The organism is Enterobacter sp. C4G1 (genome assembly GCF_052886895.1).
Genome location: NZ_JBQVVV010000001.1, coordinates 265,664 through 279,097, shown reverse-complemented (window position 1 = coordinate 279,097; position 13,434 = coordinate 265,664). Strand labels below are relative to the sequence as shown.

Annotated in this window: 14 protein-coding genes; 7 read left to right on the top strand and 7 right to left on the bottom strand. The window is 52.9% G+C overall.

What is annotated here, in order from left to right:
- Window positions 1-196 precede the first annotated feature (196 nt).
- A complete protein-coding gene (locus tag ACT9TW_RS01355) occupies window positions 197-2,368 on the top strand; it encodes a YgiQ family radical SAM protein (protein ID WP_259349683.1) in 2,172 nt (723 codons plus the stop codon).
- Between the two features lie 22 nt (window positions 2,369-2,390).
- Here the strand turns inward: ACT9TW_RS01355 and ACT9TW_RS01350 are convergent, their stop codons facing one another.
- The 3 genes from ACT9TW_RS01350 to yqhD form a co-directional block, all read right to left on the bottom strand.
- The gene (locus ACT9TW_RS01350) at window positions 2,391-2,873 is read right to left on the bottom strand and encodes a lysozyme (RefSeq protein ID WP_446491487.1); all 483 of its coding nucleotides are present in this window, start codon (window positions 2,871-2,873) and stop codon (window positions 2,391-2,393) included.
- A 144-nt stretch (window positions 2,874-3,017) separates the two neighbouring features.
- Window positions 3,018-3,845 carry a 2,5-didehydrogluconate reductase DkgA gene (gene dkgA, locus ACT9TW_RS01345; RefSeq protein WP_182062458.1) on the bottom strand — a complete coding sequence of 276 codons (828 nt, stop codon included), beginning with the start codon at window positions 3,843-3,845 and terminating at the stop codon, window positions 3,018-3,020.
- A gap of 106 nt (window positions 3,846-3,951) precedes the next feature.
- Window positions 3,952-5,115, bottom strand: coding sequence for an alcohol dehydrogenase (gene yqhD, locus ACT9TW_RS01340; protein WP_446491486.1), 1,164 nt, complete (start codon window positions 5,113-5,115; stop codon window positions 3,952-3,954).
- Window positions 5,116-5,309: 194 nt separating this feature from the next.
- On the opposite strand from yqhD, the gene ACT9TW_RS01335 reads away from it, so the two are divergent.
- The gene (locus ACT9TW_RS01335) at window positions 5,310-6,209 is read left to right on the top strand and encodes an AraC family transcriptional regulator (protein WP_182062456.1); all 900 of its coding nucleotides are present in this window, start codon (window positions 5,310-5,312) and stop codon (window positions 6,207-6,209) included.
- 49 nt (window positions 6,210-6,258) lie between these two features.
- Here the strand turns inward: ACT9TW_RS01335 and yghB are convergent, their stop codons facing one another.
- Window positions 6,259-6,918 (bottom strand): DedA family general envelope maintenance protein YghB, encoded by a 660-nt coding sequence (yghB, locus tag ACT9TW_RS01330; protein WP_182062455.1) that lies wholly within the window; start codon window positions 6,916-6,918, stop codon window positions 6,259-6,261.
- Window positions 6,919-7,060: 142 nt separating this feature from the next.
- On the bottom strand, window positions 7,061-8,248 hold the full coding sequence (metC, locus tag ACT9TW_RS01325) for a cystathionine beta-lyase (RefSeq protein WP_436355164.1): 1,188 nt from the start codon (window positions 8,246-8,248) through the stop codon (window positions 7,061-7,063).
- Between the two features lie 250 nt (window positions 8,249-8,498).
- Here metC and exbB point away from each other — a divergent pair, with 250 nt between their 5' ends.
- The 3 genes from exbB (at window position 8,499) to ACT9TW_RS01310 (ending at window position 11,358) form a co-directional block, all read left to right on the top strand.
- On the top strand, window positions 8,499-9,230 hold the full coding sequence (gene exbB / locus ACT9TW_RS01320) for a tol-pal system-associated acyl-CoA thioesterase (RefSeq protein WP_446491485.1): 732 nt from the start codon (window positions 8,499-8,501) through the stop codon (window positions 9,228-9,230).
- A 6-nt stretch (window positions 9,231-9,236) separates the two neighbouring features.
- Window positions 9,237-9,662: a TonB system transport protein ExbD gene (gene exbD, locus ACT9TW_RS01315; protein WP_259832005.1), complete on the top strand. Its 426-nt coding sequence runs from the start codon at window positions 9,237-9,239 to the stop codon at window positions 9,660-9,662.
- Between the two features lie 244 nt (window positions 9,663-9,906).
- Window positions 9,907-11,358 (top strand): methyl-accepting chemotaxis protein, encoded by a 1,452-nt coding sequence (locus ACT9TW_RS01310; protein ID WP_446491484.1) that lies wholly within the window; start codon window positions 9,907-9,909, stop codon window positions 11,356-11,358.
- Here the strand turns inward: ACT9TW_RS01310 and ACT9TW_RS01305 are convergent.
- The gene (locus ACT9TW_RS01305; RefSeq protein ID WP_446491483.1) at window positions 11,355-11,810 is read right to left on the bottom strand and encodes a cytoplasmic protein; all 456 of its coding nucleotides are present in this window, start codon (window positions 11,808-11,810) and stop codon (window positions 11,355-11,357) included. The genes ACT9TW_RS01310 and ACT9TW_RS01305 overlap by 4 nt on opposite strands.
- On the bottom strand, window positions 11,803-12,207 hold the full coding sequence (locus ACT9TW_RS01300) for a hypothetical protein (RefSeq protein WP_182062449.1): 405 nt from the start codon (window positions 12,205-12,207) through the stop codon (window positions 11,803-11,805). Before ACT9TW_RS01300 ends, ACT9TW_RS01305 begins: the two co-directional genes overlap by 8 nt.
- A 103-nt stretch (window positions 12,208-12,310) precedes the next feature.
- Here ACT9TW_RS01300 and ACT9TW_RS01295 point away from each other — a divergent pair, with 103 nt between their 5' ends.
- The gene (locus ACT9TW_RS01295; RefSeq protein ID WP_182062448.1) at window positions 12,311-12,814 is read left to right on the top strand and encodes an ESA_00282 family adhesion-associated protein; all 504 of its coding nucleotides are present in this window, start codon (window positions 12,311-12,313) and stop codon (window positions 12,812-12,814) included.
- Between the two features lie 78 nt (window positions 12,815-12,892).
- On the top strand, window positions 12,893-13,381 hold the full coding sequence (locus tag ACT9TW_RS01290; RefSeq protein ID WP_446491482.1) for a TIGR00645 family protein: 489 nt from the start codon (window positions 12,893-12,895) through the stop codon (window positions 13,379-13,381).
- Window positions 13,382-13,434 lie beyond the last annotated feature (53 nt).

Genomic DNA, 13,434 nt, shown 5'->3' with positions numbered 1-13,434 from the left:
CTCCCAGCCAGGTAACGGGTTTCTGAGGTTCAATGCCGGAGAAATATAGTGGATATTATGATCTAAAACTACGGATATGCTGGGATTTAACATCTTCCATGATTTTCTGTTTTGATCCTGCATCCTTTTCTTCATTTCTGGCAGATTAACAGCGTATAATCCCCGCCCTTTTGTTTATTTTTTCTTCGGAAGTATTATGAGCGCAATTTCCCTGATCCAGCCGGATCGTGACCTCTTCTCCTGGCCCCAGTACTGGGCAGCCTGTTTTGGGCCGGCGCCGTTTCTGCCGATGTCCCGCGAAGAGATGGACCAACTGGGCTGGGACAGCTGCGACATCATTCTGGTCACGGGCGATGCCTATGTCGACCACCCGAGCTTTGGGATGGCCATCTGTGGCCGAATGCTCGAAGCACAGGGCTTCCGTGTAGGGATCATCTCCCAGCCTGACTGGAACAGCAAAGACGCGTTTATGGCGCTCGGCAAACCGAACCTGTTTTTCGGCGTCACCGCCGGCAACATGGACTCGATGATCAACCGCTATACTGCCGACCGTAAGCTGCGCCATGACGATGCCTATACCGCCGATAACGTGGCGGGCAAACGCCCGGATCGCGCGACGCTGGTGTACACCCAACGATGCAAAGAAGCATGGAAAGACGTGCCGGTCATCCTGGGTGGCATCGAAGCAAGCCTGCGCCGTACCGCGCACTATGACTACTGGTCTGATACCGTGCGTCGTTCAGTGCTGGTGGATTCCAAAGCTGACATGCTTATCTTCGGTAACGGTGAACGTCCGCTGGTAGAAGTGGCGCACCGTCTGGCGCAGGGTGAGCCGGTCAGCGAGATCCGCGACGTGCGTAACACTGCGATCATGGTGAAAGAAGCACTGCCAGGCTGGAGCGGTGTGGATTCCCGCATCATCGATATGCCGGGCAAAATAGACCCTATCCCACATCCGTACGGTGAAGATTTGCCGTGCGCGGATAACAAACCGGTCGAGCCGAAAAAAGCCGAAGCTAAAGCCGTTGTCGTGCAGCCGCCGCGTCCAAAGCCGTGGGAAAAGACCTATGTGCTGCTGCCGTCCTTTGAGAAGGTCAAAAGCGACAAAGTGCTCTATGCGCACGCCTCGCGTATTCTGCACCATGAAACCAACCCGGGCTGTGCCCGCGCGCTGATGCAAAAGCACGGCGAGCGTTACATCTGGGTTAACCCGCCAGCCATCCCGCTGTCGACCGAAGAGATGGACAGCGTCTTTGCGCTGCCGTACAAGCGTGTTCCGCATCCGGCATATGGCAACAGCCGTATCCCGGCGTATGAGATGATCCGCTTCTCGATCAACATCATGCGTGGCTGCTTCGGTGGCTGTTCCTTCTGCTCCATTACCGAGCACGAAGGCCGCATTATTCAGAGCCGCTCTGAAGAGTCGATCGTCAACGAGATCGAAGCCATTCGTGATACCGTACCCGGCTTTACCGGGGTTATCTCCGATCTGGGCGGCCCAACGGCCAACATGTATATGCTGCGCTGTAAGTCCCCGCGTGCGGAGCAAACCTGCCGCCGTCTGTCGTGCGTCTACCCAAGCATTTGCGAGCATATGGACACCAACCACGAGCCGACGATCAATCTCTATCGCCGCGCCCGTGACCTGAAAGGCATCAAGAAGATCCTGATCGCCTCCGGTGTGCGTTACGACATCGCGGTTGAAGATCCGCGTTATATCAAAGAGCTGGCAACGCACCACGTTGGCGGTTACCTGAAGATTGCCCCGGAGCACACCGAAGAAGGCCCACTGTCCAAGATGATGAAGCCGGGCATGGGCAGCTATGACCGCTTTAAAGAGCTGTTCGACACTTACTCGAAACAGGCCGGTAAAGAGCAGTATCTGATCCCGTACTTTATCTCCGCGCACCCTGGTACGCGTGATGAAGACATGGTGAACCTCGCGCTGTGGCTAAAACAACGCCGCTTCCGTCTGGATCAGGTGCAGAACTTCTATCCGTCACCGCTCGCAAACTCAACGACCATGTATTACACCGGTAAGAACCCGCTGAGTAAGATTGGCTATAAGAGTGAAGATGTGGTGGTGCCGAAAGGGGATAAACAGCGTCGCCTGCATAAAGCGCTGCTGCGTTACCACGATCCGGCTAACTGGCCGCTGATCCGTCAGGCGCTGGAAGATATGGGTAAAAAACACCTGATCGGCTCGCGTCGCGACTGTCTGGTACCCGCGCCGACGCTTGATGAAATGCGCGAAGCACGTCGTCAGAACCGCAATACGCGCCCGGCGTTGACCAAGCACACGCCGATTGTGCATCAGCGTTCGAACGGCAATTCCAGTGCGAAGAAGCCAGTGAAGCGTAAAGCTTAGTGCAAAATGACGGTGGAATACCCTAAGGGGTATTCCACAGCGCTACCTCTTTTTCCCGGCGGTTGACCAGCCCCGGTACTTTTTTGCCATTGTCGTAAACCCAGCGCCGCATCTGATCGGGAACGCCAGCAAAGTTTCCGTTGTTAAGTACCTTCAGCAAGGTACTGTCCAGGAAAGCACCGTTACCCACGTTAAAGGCAAATGACACCAGCGCGTCGAATTGGTTTTGTGACAGAATCTGCTGGACGCTGTTGTTAATCAGGGCTTCAACGGGATCAAGATCTTGATCCAGTAACGCCCAGCACTGGTTCTCTGTGAGCTCGTCCTTGTACCTCACTGTATCGCCCGCGATAGTTAGCTTTCCCGAGCGCCGTTCTGAAGGGGTCAGCAGATGGCCGATACCAATCGTTGGTGCCCCTCCCGAATCCAGATATTCATAGGGAATAAGACCTTCCCACTCTTTGAACAAAAGTTTACCGCTCGTACCTACCCGCATGTTGCTCATAGCCCGATCTCCGAAGTGATCATGTTGACAGACTATACACAGCGCTGGTTGGGTTACGCCCCAGGCAAAAAGTTGTAATAATTGCGGCGGAGTAAGACGGGTAGGTTAAAAAGAACCCCGGGCGATGCCGGGGTTGAGAAGAGATTAACCGCCAAACTGATCCGGGTCCGGCCCAAGCCGCTTGCCCTGATCCAGCTTCGCAATTTCACCCAATTCATCTTTGTCCAGACGGAAATCCCAGACGTCGAAGTTCTCGGCGATGCGCGCTGGCGTGACCGATTTCGGGATAACCACCAGACCACTGTCCAGATGCCAGCGGATGACAATTTGCGCAGGGCTCTTGCCATATTTATCCGCCAGTTCACGGATAATTTTCTGATCGAAAACGCCTTCACCACCCTGAGCCAACGGGCTCCAGGACTCGGTCTGGATTTTGTGCGTGGCATTCCAGGAATGGAGCTGACGCTGCTGCATCAGCGGGTGCAACTCAATCTGATTAATGACCGGAACCACTCCCGTTTCGTCAATAAGACGTTGCAGATGGTGAACCTGGAAATTACAGACCCCGATACTTTTCACCAGCCCAATTTTTTGCAGCTCAATCATCCCTTCCCAGGCTTCAACATAGTGGTCAATAGCCGGAACGGGCCAGTGCATCAAGTACAGATCGACGAAATCAAGCCGTAGTTTATCCAGGCTTTCCTGTAACGCTTCACGCGGGCGCTTTTGATCGTCGTTCCACAGTTTGGTGGTGATGAAAAGGTCGTCGCGTGAGACGCCTGCAGTGGCAAGCGCTTTACCCACGCCGTCTTCATTCTTGTACGCGGCGGCGGTATCGATAGAGCGATAGCCGACTTCCAGTGCTTTATGAATGGCGGATACGACCTCGTCGTTACCGGCTTTCCATACACCGAGCCCCAGCTGGGGCATCACGTTGCCGTCCTGAAGCTTGATTACGGTTTGGTTTGCCATTTTTCCTCCTTCATTTGCTCATCCATCGGGGGCGAACCCCCGATGGCGTGTGTGCATTAAGTCTGGACGAAATGTCAAAAAACGAAAGGCGGGATGATAAAAACGCTTAGCGCGCCGCTTCGTAGATACGACGGCTCACGTCCAGCGTGATGTCGCCATGTTCGCCCAGTTGTGTCATGCCGTGTTCTTCCAGTTTTGCCAGCAGGGCAGGGATGGAGCTACCATCCAGGCCGTAACCAGAAAGACGTGTCGGAACACCCAGCACTTCAAAGAAGTTGCGGGTTGCTTCGATTGCGGCATCGATACGTGCATCTTCTGAGCCTTCGGTGATATTCCACACGCGCTCAGCGTATTGCAGCAGTTTGGCGCGCTTGGTATCACGTTTTTCGTTCCACAGTGCAGGCAACACAACCGCCAGCGTCTGAGCGTGATCCAGACCATGCATTGCCGTCAGTTCGTGGCCCAGCATGTGCGTTGCCCAGTCCTGCGGAACACCCGCACCGATCAGGCCGTTCAGCGCCTGAGTCGCGGCCCACATTACGTTGGCACGCACGTTGTAGTTTTCAGGCTCTTTCAGCGCTTTCGGGCCATCTTCTACCAGCGTCAGCAGAATACCTTCCGCGAAGCGATCCTGAATTTTGCCGTCAACCGGATAAGTCACATACTGTTCAACGGTGTGAACGAATGCATCCACGACACCGTTAGCCACCTGGCGAGCAGGCAGGGTGTAGGTGTAAACCGGGTCGAGGATTGCGAACACAGGCTGTACGTGATCGTTCATAAAGGCCTGTTTGTCGCCCGTGGTTTTACGGGAGATAACGGCACCTTTGTTGGATTCAGAGCCGGTAGCAGGCAGGGTCAGGACCGAGCCCATTGGGATCGCGCTTTTCACGTCGCTGCCACGGGTTTCCAGGATATGCCACGGATCAACGCCGTCTGCGTAATGCGCCGCAGCAGCGATGAACTTAGTACCGTCCAGTACGGAGCCGCCGCCAACAGCCAGCAGGAAGGTGATGTTCTCTTCGCGGGCAATTTTGACCGCGTTCATCAGAGTTTCATAAGATGGGTTTGGCTCAATACCGCCAAACTCACGCACGTCCAGACCTTCCAGGGCGCTGTACACCTGATCCAGCACGCCGGTTTTTTTCACGCTACCGCCGCCGTAGGTAATGAGTACGCGGGCGTCAGCCGGGATTTGTGCACGCAGGTCGGCGATAGCGCCTTTACCAAACAGAATGCGGGTTGGGGTGTGGAGATTAAAATTGTTCATTGCTCGTTCCCTATCGTGGGTGAAAAATCGTGGTGGCGCGATGGCTACCTGATGCTGCACATTGTGGCGGGCTCGCGCCATCCTCTCAATGCACATTCCTGCCGATGTCTTGCCCATTTCTACAGAGCGCTGGAGAAACAGCAAAAAACTGCGCACACTGTTAAGGTCGGAAACCGTACCCGGAGTAACTAAGAATGAACCGCGAAGAAATTTGCCTTCAGTTAACCTCTCAGATTAAACATCTGATAGATAAAGATAATAATAGTGGTGAGCTGCTGCCGGATATTCGCCTGCTCTACGGGACCCAGCCGGGTACGCGTACGCCGGTGATGTACCAGCCGGGCATCGTTTTTCTCTTCTCTGGCCATAAAATTGGCTATATCAATGAGCGCGTGTTCCGTTATGACACCAATGAATATCTGCTCCTGACAGTACCTTTACCCTTTGAATGTGAAACCTTTGCGACAGAAGCCGTTCCGCTGGCCGGTATTCGTTTAAATGTCGATATCCTTCAGTTGCAGGAGCTGCTGATGGAGATCGGCGAGGACGAGCTGTTCCAGCCGTCGATGGCAGCAAGCGCGATTAACTCGGCCACGTTATCGGAAGAGATCCTCTGTGCCATTGAACGCTTGCTGGATGTGATGGCGAGGCCGCTTGATGCCCGCATTCTGGGCAAACAGATTATCCGTGAAATTCTCTACCACGTGCTGCTGGGGCCGGGTGGCGGGGCGCTGCTGGCGCTGGTGAGCCGCCAGACGCACTTTAGCCTGATAAGCCGCGTGCTCAAGCGCATAGAAAGCCAGTACACGGAAAACCTCAGCGTTGACCAGCTGGCGGCGGAAGCGAACATGAGTGTCTCGGCGTTTCACCATAATTTTAAATCAGTGACCAGCACCTCGCCGCTGCAATACCTGAAAACATACCGGCTGCATAAAGCGCGCATGATGATGATCCACGACGGCATGAAGGCCAGCGCGGCGGCAATGCGGGTAGGCTATGAAAGTGCGTCGCAGTTCAGTCGGGAGTTTAAGCGCTACTTCGGCGTGACGCCGGGGGAAGATGCTTCACGCATCAGAATGATGCAGGGAGCCTGACGGGAAATGTAAGCCGGGTAAGGCGTAGCCGCCACCCGGCAATTTTTTATCACGCGCTGCAATACTTCTTCTTAATCACTACTGCAATAGTTCCCACCAGGCCTGCTACCAGCAGGAACATCGGCAGGATCATCAGGAAGGTCATCACCTGATCTTCATGGTGTTTCACAAACGGGATCATGTTCAGCGCATAGCCGAGTGAGGTCACCACGCCGACCCACAGCAGCCCACTCAGCCAGTTGAAGAACTGGAAGCGGCGATTCGAGAGGCCAGAGATACCGGCCATCGTCGGCAGCAGCGTGCGGACAAACGCCAGGAAGCGCCCGGCGAGCAGCGCGAGCAGGCCGTGCCGGTCAAACATGCAGGTCGCACGTTGATGATATTTATGGGGTAACTGCGAAAGCCAGCTCTTCACCATGCGCGTATTCCCGAGCCAGCGGCCCTGTAAATAGCTTAACCAGCAGCCCAGGCTGGCGGCAGAGGTGAGAATGACCATCGTCGGGGTAAAGTCCATCACACCCTTTCCGATTAATGCGCCGGCCAGCAGAAGCAGGCTGTCACCGGGCAAAAATGAGGCTGGCAGTAATCCATTTTCCAGAAACAGGGTCGCGAACATCACGAAATAGACAACACCCACGACATGTGGGTCCGCCAGTGCGGCAAAATCGTGTTGCCAGAGTGCCGCGATAATATCTTGAATAACAGCCATGGACTTTCCTGTGGAACAGCAGATATAGCGCTATTGTACACCCTGATTTGCCCGCAGGGTTTGATCGCGGGCGCAACTAATGCAGACTTTTCTGGTGGCGGTGTTCACAAAAGAGTCCAGGAGTACATTTTCAGCCAGCACTCTACACGATACGCTCAAACCCTGCCGCTAAATCCGCAATTAAATCGTCCACATTTTCTAAACCGATATGCAGGCGGATCAGGGTTCCGCTGAAGTCCACCTCGCCGCCCGGGCGCAGGTCTGCTATCTGCTCTGGCTGGTTTGGCAGGATCAGGGATTCAAAGCCGCCCCAGGAGTAGGCCATGCTGAAGAGGGTAAAATTATCCAGATAGCTCGCCAGCTCATCGTTATTCAGCCGTTTTTTAAGAACAAATGAGAACAAACCGCTGCTGCCTGTAAAGTCACGTTGCCAGAACTCATGACCTTTGCTGCCCGGTAGGGCAGGATGGTTCACGCGTTCAACCTGCGGGTGCTGCGCCAGCCATTCAGCGATTTTCAGGCTGCTCTCGTGATGCTGACGCAGGCGCACGCCCAGCGTACGGATCCCGCGGCTGGTCATGTAGGCCGTATCGGCATCAACCATTTGTCCCATCAGGTAGGCATTTTCGCGCAGTTGATCCCAGCAGCGGGCATTGGACACGGCGGTGCCAATCATGCCATCGGAGTGGCCAATCAGGTATTTGGTTGCTGCCTGAATAGAGATATCAATGTCGAAATCCAGCGCCTTAAACAGCACGCCTGCCGCCCAGGTGTTGTCGATCATGATGATGGCTTCCGGCGCTTTGCTGCGCACGGCTTTCACAATGGCGGGCACGTCATGCACTTCCATGGTGATAGAGCCCGGGGATTCCAGAAACACGATGCGCGTGTTTGGCTGAATAAGCTCGGCGATACCTTCACCAATCAGCGGATCAAACCAGCCGGTGGTGACGCCGAGCTTGCTGAGAATTTTGGTGCAGAAATCCTGGCTTGGTTCATAGGCGGTGTTGGTCATCAGAATGTGGTCGCCCTGTTCCACAAACGCCAGAATGGTATTGGCAACTGCCGCAGCCCCGCACGGGAACAGGGCGCAGCCCGCGCCGCCTTCCAGTTCGCACATGGCTTCCTGAAGTGAAAAATGGGTCAGCGTTCCGCGACGACCGTAAAACAGCCCGCCTTTGGCACGGTTACGCGTTGCGATTTTTTTGTCTTCAACGGTATCAAATACCAGTGAAGAGGCCCGCTGAATCACGCTGTTCACCGATCCCAGTGTGTATTTCTTGCTGCGTCCTGCCTGCACAAGCGTGGTATCAAGCTGCTTCTTAGTCATGTTCGCCAACCCTGTTTTATACGTCTGGACGTCCAGACTACCACGATTGAAAAAATGTGCACCCGGATGCTTATCGAATAAGCAGAAAATTTTATGAAAAATACGCATAAGAAATTTTTACTGCGTAAGCGCAAGGAAAGTGAGCGAAAATTACGGCAATATGTAAATACTAATGAGAACTACTATCAATTCGACGGCGTTTTGATATTATTACGCTCAGATTTTGTGATTTGCGTCCTGGAGATACAGTGTGGGTAATAATTTGATGCAGACGGATCTTTCCGTCTGGGGCATGTATCATCATGCTGACATCGTGGTTAAGATTGTGATGATCGGCCTGATTCTGGCGTCCGTTGTCACCTGGGCTATTTTCTTCAGTAAGAGCGTTGAGCTCATTTCGCAGAAGCGTCGCCTCAAGCGCGAACAGCAGCAACTGGCAGAGGCCCGCTCTCTGGATCAGGCTTCTGATATGACCTCTTCCTTCCACGCCAAAAGCCTGAGCACTCTGTTAGTGAACGAAGCTCAGAACGAGCTGGAACTCTCCGCAGGCAGTGAAGATAACGAAGGCATTAAAGAACGTACCGGCTTCCGCCTGGAGCGTCGCGTTGCCGCTGTTGGCCGTCATATGGGCCGCGGTAATGGTTTTCTGGCGACTATCGGTGCGATTTCCCCGTTCGTGGGTCTGTTCGGTACGGTGTGGGGCATCATGAACAGCTTCATTGGTATTGCCCAGACGCAAACCACTAACCTGGCGGTTGTGGCGCCTGGTATCGCAGAAGCCCTGCTGGCAACGGCAATCGGTCTGGTTGCGGCAATTCCTGCGGTGGTTATCTATAACGTCTTCGCGCGTATGATTGGCAGCTACAAAGCCACTCTGGGCGACGTGGCAGCGCAGGTTCTGCTGCTGCAAAGCCGTGACCTTGACCTTGACGCCAGCTCCGTTAAACCGGTACACGCGGCGTCGAAACTGCGTGCAGGTTGATTAGCTATGGCAATGCGTCTTAATGAAAATCTGGACGATAACGGCGAAATGCATGAAATCAACGTGACGCCGTTTATCGACGTCATGCTGGTTCTGTTGATTATCTTCATGGTGGCGGCGCCTCTGGCGACGGTTGACGTGAAGGTGAATCTGCCAGCCTCTTCCAGCCAGCCGCAGCCGCGCCCGGAAAAGCCTATCTATCTGTCGGTGAAGGCCGATAAATCCATGTTCCTGGGCAATGACCCGGTGACGGATGAATCAGTTATCCCGGCACTGGAGCAGCTTACGGGCGGGAAGAAGGACACCACCGTCTTCTTCCGTGCGGATAAAACGGTTGATTACGAAACCATGATGAAGGTAATGGACACGCTGCATCAGGCGGGTTACCTGAAGATTGGCCTGGTTGGCGAAGAAAAAGCCGCCGTTAAATAAAAGAGAGCTGGCGAAAGCCAGCTTTTTTTCTGCTGTATATCCCCACTCTTCATATTTATTTATCAATAAAGCCATAGTTAATAATCTATTGATAGTTAAGAAAATATCAGTATTCGGCTGCGTCATTAAAATATATCTTTTTGCTGAAATGGCAGCGTGGGATATACCCACTACGCTTAAAACAGATAATAAAAAATACCTTCTTTTGAAGGGCTTATTTCACCTGCACAGCAAGAGACTCCCTATGGCGATGACGACATGGCTGCACCCGCACGCACCTCAACGCGACCTCATCTCTTTATCTGCAATACGACAACGTGCTGACCGCTTAATGCTGGTGCTTATCTGGGCCATGTGGGGCGTTTCGCTGTGCGTGGGATATATGAACGACAATATGGCGCAGGGGGCGATTATCAGTACCCTGCTGAGCTGTTTCTCAACGCTGCTGGCGATGCTTTGCCCCGGCTCGCTGCTGTTGCGCCTGAGCTTTGCTTTCGTACTGATGGCGTTTTCCGCGCTGCTTATCCATCTTGGCGAAGGGGAGACGGAGTACCACTTCTCTGTTTTTGTCCTGCTTTCGGCACTGCTGGCCTGGCGTGACTGGCGTCCGCTGGTGATGGGCGCTACGGTCATCGCGCTGCACCACCTGGTGTTTAATTATCTCCAGGAAAATGCGTTGTTCGACGTGGTGGTCTTTATGCACACCGGTTTTCATATGGTGGTCTTCCACGGCCTGTTTGTAGTGGTACAGACGGCCATTCTTCTCCTGCTGGCGGTACGTATGGAGCAGGATGCCCGCTCGGCCAGCGAGGTGGCGAGGCTCGCGGGGGTGATTAACCGCGAGCCAGGCTATCTGACGCTGGCCGTTGATAGCGAACCTGCTGACTCCTCTTTCGCCCGCACCTTTAGCCTGACGCTCGGCACAATGCGTTCCACGCTTGAGCAGGTGAGCGCCAATATCGGACAACTGCTGGAGGCCTCCCGGGCACTGCGGCAACGTAACAGCGCGCTCTCAGAGCGAACCGATCATCAGGCGTCATCGCTTGCGACGGCGGCCAGTGCAATGGAGCATCTCAGTAACGTGGCGACCCAGACCAGCCACAAGGCCATTCAGGTGCGGGAGATGGCGCTTAGCGCCAGTGAGGTGGCAGAACAGGGTGGCGAGAACGTTAGCCGGGCCATCGCGGCCATGGATCAGATCCGCGAAGAGTCCCAACGTATTTACACCATTCTTGAGCTGATTGACGGAATCGCATTCCAGACGAATATTCTGTCGCTGAATGCTTCTGTCGAGGCGGCAAGAGCAGGGGAACACGGAAAAGGGTTCGCCGTGGTAGCCTCCGAGGTTCGTATGTTAGCCCAGCGCAGTGAAGGGGCTGCAAAAGAGATCCGTCAGCTGCTGACCACCTCTCAGACGACCACGCAGCAGGGTGTCGAGCACGTAGAGCACGCCGGACAGACGATGAAATCGATTATCGAGAGTATCGACGGATTGCGCTCGCTGCTGGAGGAGCTTTCGCAGATGAGTGAGGATCAACGGTCCAGCATCGCGCAAATGAACGGCAGTATTGCCAGTATTGATGCCAGCGTGCAGGAGAATGTGCGTCATGTCGCGCAGACGATACAGGTTGCCGAGCAACAACAGCAGCAGACCGGGCAGCTAAAAGAGGCGATAGCGGTATTTAGATTTGATTAGCTTTGCGGGTCAGCGGGCGCGTTGGTTTTGGATGCCAGCGCGTCTTCATTCAGCGCAACATAAGTGACATTCGACGTGCGGTATTCGCCGTCGGAGAGTTTGCGGGTCAAACGTAGGGTGGCCGTTTCTCTGGTCAGCAGGTACTGGTAGTTGGCTTCCAGACGCCCGAGGATCTTCTCTTTAAGCTCTGGTCGTTGCTCAATCAGCGCATTCATCACTGCGCCGTAAATTTCTTCTTTAACCTGGAGCGCATAAATCTCGCGGCGGTTTTGCCATTTCAGGCGCACCAGCGTGGCGGGTATTGAAATCAGATCTTGCGTAATGCGCGTCATTTCCACATTTTTTGTGTTTCTCAACGCCTCGAGATTTTGCTCTAAGATAAACTCATCACTTTTTTTGTCATCTAAAGTCAAATAAACATTATTATCTTCAATACCTTTCACGTTAATCATCCCCGAGGTTATAAAAAATAGGGTTGTTTTTTTCGCGGGTAATTAAATTAAGCCAAATTTTATTGCCGGCCTCATTTATTTCTTTTGTTTTTTCGACCATTATTTGACTTAGTGTCTGGGCATCTATTTCACCTTCGGCCTGCAAGTCATCCAGAAGGTGAACAAAGGCTTCGATTTTAACAACGCGAAATAGCCGGTCTTTTATATGACGATCGTGCTCTTCCAGCAACATATTACGAGACTTCCCGGTTCGGGAAACACCAATTAATACGTCTGCTTCAAAATCGGAGAGCTTTCTTTTTCCCTGAGTGAAATTAGCCTCTTTTTCTGCTTCCACCGGTTGCTGTTCCACAGGCGCAATGTGGTACTTAGCCGGGACGAGATTGTCGGGCAGCATTTTTAATTTCCTTTAATTTCAACAGGGTGGGGTTGGTAAAGGCGTGAGATTCGTTGACAATAACATGAGGCAATTTTAAAATCAAAAAAAATGGAGCCTACCCATGAACAGTATTTTCTTTACGGTCATAACATTACTATTACTGACCGCTGGTGTTCTTTTATTGATGCAAGAGTTCAATAAAACGAAAGTGTCGAAAGACGCCAGTGAACCGCCTGAACCTGAACTGATGACTAAAGAGGAAGGAGAGGATCATTTTTCCGTTTTGATGAACTCTGTGACTCCGGTTTGGTACTGGCGAGTTAACCACGAATATATCGATTTTCTTCATGCCACAATAAAGCGCATGAAGATGTCGCAAATTAATGACACGCCAGGGCTGTTTGAAGCCCAGCGCCGTTGCAGCGACCTGAATTCCGCTGTGTATAAATATTACGACAATATCAAGAAGCGTTGTCTTAATGGTGAGAAGGTGTCGTATTCCGATCTGGATGTTTTAAATTTGCGGCAGTGCTTTCGCGAGTTCAGCCTGGAAGCCTACCCGGAACTGGTTGTTTTGGTATGGCCTGAGTATGCTCGCCCTGAAGTAAACCCAGATGAAGTGTAGGTGTTTTGTTGGTTAGTTGTTGCAAAGAGTAAGCGCCGTTAAGATATACTGCGCTTATTTTTTTGCACAAAGGACTCTATGGAACGCTTTTTTGAAAATGCAATGTATGCCTCCCGTTGGTTACTGGCACCGGTCTATTTCGGCCTTTCTCTGGCACTGGTCGCACTGAGCATTAAGTTTTTTCAGGAAATTTTTCACGTCTTACCGAACATTTTTTCCGTAGCTGAGTCCGATTTGATCCTGGTGCTGCTGTCACTGGTGGATATGACGCTGGTGGGTGGCTTGCTGGTAATGGTGATGTTCTCTGGCTATGAGAACTTTGTGTCTCAGCTGGATATCGATGAGCATAAAGAAAAACTGAGCTGGCTTGGCAAAATGGATGCCTCGTCGCTGAAGAACAAAGTCGCCGCCTCGATTGTGGCTATCTCTTCCATCCATCTGCTGCGCGTGTTTATGGACGCGAAGAATATCCCGGATAACAAGCTGATGTGGTATGTGATTATCCACCTGACATTTGTGCTGTCAGCGTTTGTGATGGGGTATCTGGATAAGTTGAGTAAGAAGTAAATCAGAATAGGGAGCCCCACAAAAAACCGGGCACGTTCGGCTCCCTCTCCCGG